General features: G+C 73.7%; 9 protein-coding genes. 5 read left to right on the top strand and 4 right to left on the bottom strand.

Annotation, left to right across the window (positions count from 1 at the left end; translation table 11 throughout):
* On the bottom strand, positions 1 to 665 hold a 665-nt coding region (locus N4P33_RS29610; protein ID WP_260830022.1), incomplete at its 3' end, for a GlxA family transcriptional regulator.
* A gap of 162 nt (positions 666 to 827) precedes the next feature.
* On the opposite strand from N4P33_RS29610, the gene N4P33_RS29605 reads away from it, so the two are divergent.
* The gene (locus N4P33_RS29605) at positions 828 to 1478 is read left to right on the top strand and encodes a phosphoribosyltransferase (RefSeq protein ID WP_260830021.1); all 651 of its coding nucleotides are present in this window, start codon (positions 828 to 830) and stop codon (positions 1476 to 1478) included.
* An 18-nt stretch (positions 1479 to 1496) separates the two neighbouring features.
* Here N4P33_RS29605 and N4P33_RS29600 read toward each other — a convergent pair whose 3' ends face one another.
* Complete coding sequence (locus N4P33_RS29600; protein WP_260830020.1) at positions 1497 to 2684, bottom strand: CaiB/BaiF CoA-transferase family protein; 1188 nt, start codon at positions 2682 to 2684, stop codon at positions 1497 to 1499.
* Positions 2685 to 2778: 94 nt separating this feature from the next.
* Positions 2779 to 3015, bottom strand: coding sequence for a hypothetical protein (locus N4P33_RS29595; RefSeq protein WP_260830019.1), 237 nt, complete (start codon positions 3013 to 3015; stop codon positions 2779 to 2781).
* A 132-nt stretch (positions 3016 to 3147) separates the two neighbouring features.
* Here N4P33_RS29595 and N4P33_RS29590 point away from each other — a divergent pair, with 132 nt between their 5' ends.
* Positions 3148 to 4053: a LysR family transcriptional regulator gene (locus N4P33_RS29590; RefSeq protein ID WP_260830018.1), complete on the top strand. Its 906-nt coding sequence runs from the start codon at positions 3148 to 3150 to the stop codon at positions 4051 to 4053.
* 118 nt (positions 4054 to 4171) lie between these two features.
* Here the strand turns inward: N4P33_RS29590 and N4P33_RS29585 are convergent, their stop codons facing one another.
* Positions 4172 to 4750, bottom strand: a complete 579-nt coding sequence (locus tag N4P33_RS29585) for a TetR/AcrR family transcriptional regulator (RefSeq protein WP_260830017.1) — start codon at positions 4748 to 4750, stop codon at positions 4172 to 4174.
* Positions 4751 to 4995: 245 nt separating this feature from the next.
* Here N4P33_RS29585 and N4P33_RS29580 point away from each other — a divergent pair, with 245 nt between their 5' ends.
* The 3 genes from N4P33_RS29580 to N4P33_RS29570 form a co-directional block, all read left to right on the top strand.
* Positions 4996 to 5565, top strand: a complete 570-nt coding sequence (locus N4P33_RS29580) for a (2Fe-2S)-binding protein (RefSeq protein ID WP_260830016.1) — start codon at positions 4996 to 4998, stop codon at positions 5563 to 5565.
* Complete coding sequence (locus N4P33_RS29575; protein ID WP_260830015.1) at positions 5562 to 6554, top strand: xanthine dehydrogenase family protein subunit M; 993 nt, start codon at positions 5562 to 5564, stop codon at positions 6552 to 6554. The genes N4P33_RS29580 and N4P33_RS29575 overlap by 4 nt, the downstream gene beginning before the upstream one ends.
* On the top strand, positions 6551 to 7765 hold a 1215-nt coding region (locus N4P33_RS29570; protein ID WP_260830014.1), incomplete at its 3' end, for a xanthine dehydrogenase family protein molybdopterin-binding subunit. The genes N4P33_RS29575 and N4P33_RS29570, both read left to right, overlap by 4 nt.

The following is a 7765-nucleotide window of genomic DNA, read 5'->3' as shown; positions in this document are numbered from 1 at the left end:
CGCAGCGGGTCCGACGCCGGCTGCCGCGACCACAGTGCCACGCTGAACTGCGACTGACCGCCCGGCCGGCGCAGGAACAGCACCAGGTCACGGGCCACCGCGTGCGCGATGTCACGGCCCAGATCGTCCTCCACCAGGGCCAGCGCCAGATCCATGCCCGCGGTCACCCCGGCCGAGGTCCACACCCGTCCGTCCCGCACGAAGATCGGGTCGCAGTCGACCCGCAGCCCCGGATGCTCCCGCGCCAGCTGCCGTCCCCGCGCCCAGTGCGTGGTGACCCGGCACCCGTCCGGCAGTCCCGCGGCCGCCAGCAGGAACACCCCGCTGCACACCGAGGCCACCCGCCGGGCGCTGCGGGCCGCCGCCGCGACCCAGGCGACCAGCTCCTCGTCGTGCCGCGCCGCGTCCACGCCGCTGCCGCCGACGACCACGAGTGTGTCCGTGCCGGCCGGATCCAGGTCCGCGACGCCGTGCTCGGCGTGCACGAGCAGCCCGCTGCCCGTCCGGACCGGCCCCGCACGGCTTGCCACGGTGCGGCAGACATAGCCGCCGGCCTGCCGCGCGGCGCCCTGGAACACCTCGTGCGGGCCGACGAGATCAAGGGGCTGAAGACCGTCGAAGACGACGAAGTCGATACGGCGCGGGGCCGTCTGGCGCTGACTCACCCCTCCACGCTCCACCGCCCCGCGGCATGGCGTCAACGACACGCATCCCACACTTCGCGCCATCGCTCCATGGCCGTACGGCGCATGCTTCGGGCACCCGGCGATGGGTACGCGGGTGCCGAGATCAGGTGCTCCGGCACGACACAGGGAGGAGCATCAGCCATGCGCTTCCGTGATCGCCGGCAGGCCGGCCATGAGCTGGCCGAGCGGCTGCGCGCACGGCAGAGCGAAGGGGCCCTGCCCGACCCCGTCGTCCTGGCCCTGCCCCGCGGCGGTGTCGCCGTGGCCCAGGAGGTCGCCCGGGCGCTCGACGCCCCGCTGGACGTCCTCGTCGTACGGAAGATCGGCGCGCCCTTCCACGAGGAGTACGGCGTCGGCGCGATGGCCGGCGACGAGGTCCCGCTGTTCGACCTGGACGCCCTCGGACGGCTGGGCCTGAGCGAGGAGGATCTCGCCCCGGTGGTGGAGCGGGAACGCACCGAGCTGCGCCGCCGCGAGGCGCTCTACCGCCAGGGCCGGCCGGCCCCGGAACTGGAGGACCGGACCGTGATCGTCGTCGACGACGGCCTGGCCACCGGCTCCACGGCTCGCGCCGCCCTGCGCTCCGTACGGCGGCAGAACCCCGCCCGGCTGGTGTTCGCCGCCCCCGTCGCCGCACCGGAGGGCGCCGCACTGATGCGCCGGGAGGCCGACGAGGTGGTGTGCCTCTCCGAGCCGGCCGGCTTCATGGCCGTCGGGCAGTGGTACGACGACTTCGAGCAACTCACGGACGACGACGTCCTGACGGCGCTCAGGGGCACCACGGCTCGGTGAGCCCCCGACCGACGGTCCCTAGATCACCGCGTCCGCGCGCAGCGCCTCGATGGCGGCGGGGGAGTGGCCCAGCGCGCTCAGGATCGCTTCCGTGTGCTCGCCCACCGCCGGTACCGGGTCCATGCGCGGCGATAGTCCCGCGAGGTCGGCGGGCGGCAGCAGCGCCTCGACCTTCGTACCGCCCGGCAGCGCCACCTCGCCCCAGCGACCGCGGGCGGCGAGCACCGGATGGTCGAGGAACGCGGCGATGTCGTTGACCCCGGCGCAGGCGATGCCGATGGCCTCCAGGTCCTTGAGCAGTTCCTCGGAGTCCGAGCGCGCGAAGCGCTCGGCGATGATGCCGTTCAGCTCGGCGCGGTGTGCCACGCGCGCGGAGCTGGTGGCGAAGCGCGGATCGTCCGTCAGGTCGGGACGGCCGAGGAACTCGGTGCACAGCGCGGCCCACTCGCGCTCGTTCTGGATGGAGAACAGCACCTCCCGCCCGTCGGCGGCCGGATAGGTGCCGTACGGGGCGATGGTGGCGTGCTGCGTGCCCAGGCGCGGGGGCTGGCTGCCGCCGTACCGGGTGTAGTAGGCGGGCTGGCCCATCCACTCGGCGAGCGCCTCGAACAGGGACACCTCCACCGGGTGCGCGGTGCCGGTGGTCGCCCGGGTGTACAGGGCGGTGAGGATCCCGCTGTAGGCGTACATCCCGGCGGCGATGTCCGCGACGGAGATGCCCGTGCGGGCGGTGCCCTCCGGCGTGCCGGTCAGCGACACCAGGCCCGTCTGGCACTGCACCAGCATGTCGTACGCCTTGCGGTCGGCCCACGGCCCTGTGGTGCCGTAGCCGGAGATCGTGCACGGGATCAGCCGCGGGTAGCGCCGCGTCAGCTCCTCGGTGCCCAGGCCCAGGCGGTCGGTCGCGCCCGGCGCCAGGTTCTGCACGAGGACGTCGGCGTCGTCCAGCAGCCGGTGCAGGATCTCCAGGCCCCGGGGGTCCTTCAGGTTCAGGGTGAGGGATTCCTTGGAGCGGTTGATCCACACGAAATAGCTGGAGTGACCGTGCACGGTGGTGTCGTAGCGCCGGGCGAAGTCGCCCTCGCCCGGCCGCTCCACCTTGATCACCCTGGCTCCGAGGTCCGCGAGCTGCCGGGTGGCGTAGGGCGCGGCCACGGCCTGCTCCAGGCTGACCACCGTGACCCCCGACAGAGGATGTCCCCGCACGCCCGCGCCTCCGCTCCGGCCGGGATCATCCGCCCCGGCCGGTTCGATTAGTACGGGTGTGCTCCACCGCCTGTCAACGGCGGATTCCTCCCGCTCACCGGCCCGCGCTGCCGCACGGGACGTCGGCGGGCCTGCTGCGGGAGACGATCCGGACGCCGCCCTCGTCGATGACGCGGACCTGCAGGGAGCCGCAGCCGCAGCGGGTCCAGACCGTGCTGCCCGCCGCCGTGCCGTGCCGCGACACCACCTGGAACGGCTCCGCGTGGTCCGGCCATCCGCAGTACGGGCATGCGCTGCCGGCCGTGCCCGTGCTGCCGGTGGTGCTGGACATGGTGACTCCTCGGCTCGTCGTACGTGCGGTTCGGTGCGGCCGGTCGATCGTCGCGACACCACCCAGGGTGCGGCCCCGCATCCGTACACGTCCAGGTTGACTTTCTCGACGGGACCGTGAAGCGTGGACTTCATGATTGACCTGCGCCGGTTGCACGTCCTCAGGGCGGTCGCCCACTACGGCACGGTCACCGCGGCCGCCCAAGCTCTGCACTTCACTCCGTCCGCCGCCTCCCAGCAGATCCGCCAGCTCGCCCGGGACCTCGGGGTCGACCTGCTGGAACCGCAGGGGCGCGGGGTGCGGCTCACCCCGGCCGCGGAGAGTCTGCTGGCCCACGCCGATGCCATCCAGGCCCGCTGGGAGCAGGCCGAACTGGATCTGCGGGCCGATCACGGCGCGCCCGCGGGCCTGTTGCGGGTGACGGGGTTCCCGACGGCCGTCTCGGTGCTGATTGCGCCCATGGCGGCGCGGCTCGGGGAGCGCCATCCCCGGCTGTCCGTACGGATCCTGGAAGCGGGGGTGCCGCAGAGCTTCGACCTGCTCTTCGAGGGCGCCGCCGACCTGGCCGTCGTGGAGGCCACCCCGCACAACCCGCCGCTGAGCGACACGCGCTTCGACCAGCAGCCCCTGCTGGACGACCCGTTCGACCTGGTGGTGCCCGAGGGGCACGCGCTGGCCGGGCGGGAGCGGATCGACCTCGCTCAGGCGGCGCACGAGCCGTGGATCGCGCCGGTGCCGGAGAGCCCCTGCCGGCCGCATGTGATGTCGGCGTGCGGCGCGGCCGGATTCACCCCCGACGTCGTCCACCACGCCCTCGACTGGAACGTCACGGCGCATCTCGTCGCCCACGGCCTCGGCGTGGCCTTGATCCCCCGCCTGGCCCACCTCACCCCGCACCTCCCGATCACCCGCGTCCGCTGCGCCGGCGACCCCCACCGCAAGCTCCTGACCTGCACCCGTACCGGCGCCCACACCCGCCCGGCGGTGCGGGCGGCGCTGGAGGAACTGAGGGAACTGGCGCCTACGGCGGTGGCTTGAGCGCGGGGTCCGGACCGGTCCGGCTGGACCTGGCGGCTGCGGGGCTGACGGCAGTCGGCGTGGGATCTCCAGGTTCCCGGGGTCGTCAGGTGCCTCGTGGTCTCGCCCGTAAGGATCGTCAGGTTCCCCGTGCCCCCGCCCGCAGTCCGTCCATGACGATGTCCAGGAGCCGGGTCGCGCGGGGCTGCCAGTCGCCGTGCGGGTCGAGCTGCCACAGGCCCGCGATGGTGAGGTAGAAGTCGTCCGCGGTCACCCCCGGGCGGATGGTTCCGGCCTCCTCGCCGGCCCGCAGCAGGCGTTCGATCGCCTCGGTCACCGGGGTCTTCCCCGGTGTCCCCGGGCTGCCCGGCGCGCTGGTGGCCTGCCGGATCGCGTCCGCCAGGCCCGCCTTGGTCATCGCGAAGCGGGCCAGGCGGTCCATCCACTCGCGCAGGGCGCGGTCGGGCTCGCGCGTGGCGAGCAGCTGGTCCGCGGTGTCGGCGACCTGCCGCACCTCGTGCCGGTAGATCTCCAGGACGAGCGCCTCACGGTTGGGGAAGTTCCGGTAGAACGTGCCCTGTCCCACGCCCGCCTTCTTGGCGATCTGGCTCAGCGGGGCGTCCGCCGAGCGGGTCAGCTCGGCGACGGCCACCTCCAGGATGCGTTCGCGATTGCGCTGGGCGTCCGAGCGCAGGGGTGCGTCCTTGTCCTGCCCCACTCGTCCTCCTCGTGGGCCGCGGCCGGAACCGCCCCCTTGCTAACCGGACAGCTGTCCACTACGGTTCTGGGAGTAGCGGACAGCTGTCCGCTTCGGTCTCATCGTATCGGCGCGCCCTCGCACTGTCTCCACGCACCCGTCTGTCTCCTCGGCCTGTCTCCTCATTCGTCCGCCGTCCGGAATCCGTCCGTCGCCCGGACGGCCGCACACGGCGACCCGCCCGGATCCGCGAAGGAAGGCTGTCCATGCCCCCCTCGACGTCCAGCACCGTCACCCTGAACATCAACGGCGAGAAGCACCAGCTGTCCGTCGACCACCGCACCACGCTGCTCGACGCCCTGCGCGAGCGCCTGGACCTGACCGGCACCAAGAAGGGCTGCGACCAGGGCCAGTGCGGCGCCTGCACGGTTCTGGTGGACGGCCGCCGGACGGTCTCCTGTCTCCAGCTCGCGGTGGCGGCCGAGGACCGGGAGATCACCACCATCGAGGGCCTGGCCGAGGGCGAGCGGCTGCACCCGGTGCAGCAGGCGTTCCTCGACCTGGACGGACTGCAGTGCGGCTACTGCACACCGGGCCAGATCTGCTCCGCCGTCGCCGTGATCGAGGAGCACGCCGCGGGCTGGCCGAGCGCCGCCACCGAGGACGTACGCCCCGAGCCGGGGCCCCCGCTCCTCAGCCCCGAGGAGATCCGCGAGCGGATGAGCGGCAACCTGTGCCGCTGCGGCGCCTATGTGTCGATCGTCCAGGCCGTCGCCCGCGCCGCCGCCGCACGCCACGACGAGACCACCGAAGCAGCCGAGGAGGCCGCGGCATGAGGGAGTTCGGATATCAGCGCGCCGACGACGTCACCGGCGCGGTGGCCCTGCTCGACGCGGACCCCGACGCCCGCTACCTCGGCGGCGGCACCAACCTCGTCGACCTGATGAAGACCGGGGTCGAGCGCCCGGCCCGCCTCGTCGACATCCGCCGCCTCCCGCTGGACCGCATCGAGCAGACCGACGACGGCGGACTGCGCATCGGCGCCACCGTCACCAACAGCGACCTCGCCGCCCACCCCGAGATCCGCCGCCGCTACCCGGCCCTCACCCAGGCCGTCCTCGCCGGCGCGTCCGGCCAGCTGCGCAACATGGCCACCGTCGGCGGCAATCTCCTCCAGCGCACCCGCTGCGGCTACTTCGCCGACGTGACCAAGCCCTGCAACAAGCGGGAACCGGGCAGTGGTTGCCCCGCCGTCGAGGGCGAGCACCGCAACCACGCCGTCCTGGGTGCTACCGAGCACTGCGTGGCCGTCCACCCGTCCGACATGGGCGTGGCGCTGACCGCCTTCGACGCCGTCGTCTCGTACGAGACCGCCGAAGGGTCGGGGGAGGTGCCGCTCGCCGACTTCTATCTGCCGGTGGGGGACACCCCGCACCGGGAGACCGCGCTGCCGCCGGGCGCGCTGATCACCGGCGTGACGCTGCCGGCCGCACCGGTCGCCGCCCGCTCCCGCTACCGCAAGGTGCGCGAGCGCGCCTCCTACGCCTTCGCGATCGGCTCGATCGCCGCCGCCCTCGACGTGCGGGACGGCGTCGTACGGGACGTGCGGCTGGCGTTCGGAGCGGTCGCCTCCCGCCCCTGGCGCGCCCGCTCCGCCGAACGCGCCCTGCTCGGCGCCCCGGCCGACGCCGAGCACTTCGCCGCCGCGGCGGAAGCCGAACTGGCCGCCGCCCGCCCGCTGCCCGACAACGCCTACAAGGTGACCCTCATGCGCAACCTCGTCGTGGCCGTGCTCACCGAACTCGCCGAGGAGGCCGCCCGATGACCACCACGACCCCCGGCCCCACCACGGCGAGCGGCGCCGTCGGCACCGCGCACACCCGCGTCGAGGGCCGCGACAAGGTCACCGGAGCCGCTCGCTACGCCGCCGAGTTCCCCTTCCCCCACCTCGCCCACGGCTGGCTGGTGGTCTCCGCTGTCGCCCGCGGCCGTATCCGCTCCATCGACACCGAGCCCGTTCTCGCCATGCCCGGTGTGCTCGCCGTCCTGCACCATGGCAACGCACCCCGGATCACCACCGATTACGTCGGCATGCTCGGCGTCCCCGACCCGACCGCCGCGGTCTTCCAGCACGACCGCGTGCCGCACGCGGGCTGGCCCGTCGCGCTGGTCGTCGCCGAGACACCCGAACAGGCCCGCGAGGCCGCCGAGTCGCTCACCGTGACGTACGACGAGGAGCCGCACGACACCACGCTCACCGCCGACCGGCCCGAGAGCTACGCGCCCGAGGGCCAGGGCGTGACCGAGAAGGGCGACCTGGAGGCCGAACTCGCCGCCTCCGCCGTCGTCGTGGACGCGCAGTACACCACCCCCGAAGAGCACCACGCCATGATGGAGCCGCACGCGGCGACCGCGCGCTGGGAGGACGGCCGGCTCGACCTCCTCGACTCCAACCAGGGCGCCACCTGGGTCCAGGGCGAACTGGCGAACCTGTTCGGGCTCGACCCGGCGGCGGTACGCGTGCGCTCCGAGCACATCGGCGGCGGCTTCGGCAGCAAGGGTGTGCGCGCCCACCAGGTCGCCGCGGTGATGGCGGCGCGTGTGCTGGACCGGCCGGTGCGGGTCGTGCTGACCCGGCGTCAGATGTTCAGCCTCACCGGCCACCGCAGCCCCACGGTCCAGCGGGTCAGGCTCGGCGCCGACGCCGACGGACGGCTGCGCGCGCTGGAGCACCGCTCCCTGAACCGGACGTCGACCGTCTACGAGTTCGTCGAGCCCGCCGCCGGACCGGCCCGGGTGATGTACGACGCCGACGCGCACCGCACGGCCAACGAGGTGGTCCGGCTCGACGTGCCGTCACCGACCTGGATGCGCGCACCGGGTGAGGCGCCGGGCGCGTTCGCCCTGGAGTCGGCCCTCGACGAGCTCGCCGCGAAGGCCGGCCTCGACCCGATCGAGCTGCGGCTGCGCAACGACCCCGAGCGCGGGCCGGTGTCCGGGCTGCCGTTCGCCGGACGCAACCTCGCCGCCTGCTTC

This window comes from Streptomyces sp. 15-116A, assembly GCF_025290915.1.
Taxonomy (GTDB): Bacteria; Actinomycetota; Actinomycetes; order Streptomycetales; family Streptomycetaceae; genus Streptomyces.
Note: the sequence above shows the minus strand (reverse complement) of the source record. Positions and strands in the feature narration are given on the sequence as shown.

Bases quoted from the DNA above. Each gene is read 5' to 3' on its own strand.
- N4P33_RS29605 (WP_260830021.1), top strand. From the start codon at position 828: ATGCGCTTCCGTGATCGCCGGCAGGCCGGCCATGAGCTGGCCGAGCGG.
- N4P33_RS29595 (WP_260830019.1), bottom strand. From the start codon at position 3,015: ATGTCCAGCACCACCGGCAGCACGGGCACGGCCGGCAGCGCATGCCCG.
- N4P33_RS29590 (WP_260830018.1), top strand. From the start codon at position 3,148: ATGATTGACCTGCGCCGGTTGCACGTCCTCAGGGCGGTCGCCCACTAC.
- N4P33_RS29580 (WP_260830016.1), top strand. From the start codon at position 4,996: ATGCCCCCCTCGACGTCCAGCACCGTCACCCTGAACATCAACGGCGAG.
- N4P33_RS29575 (WP_260830015.1), top strand. From the start codon at position 5,562: ATGAGGGAGTTCGGATATCAGCGCGCCGACGACGTCACCGGCGCGGTG.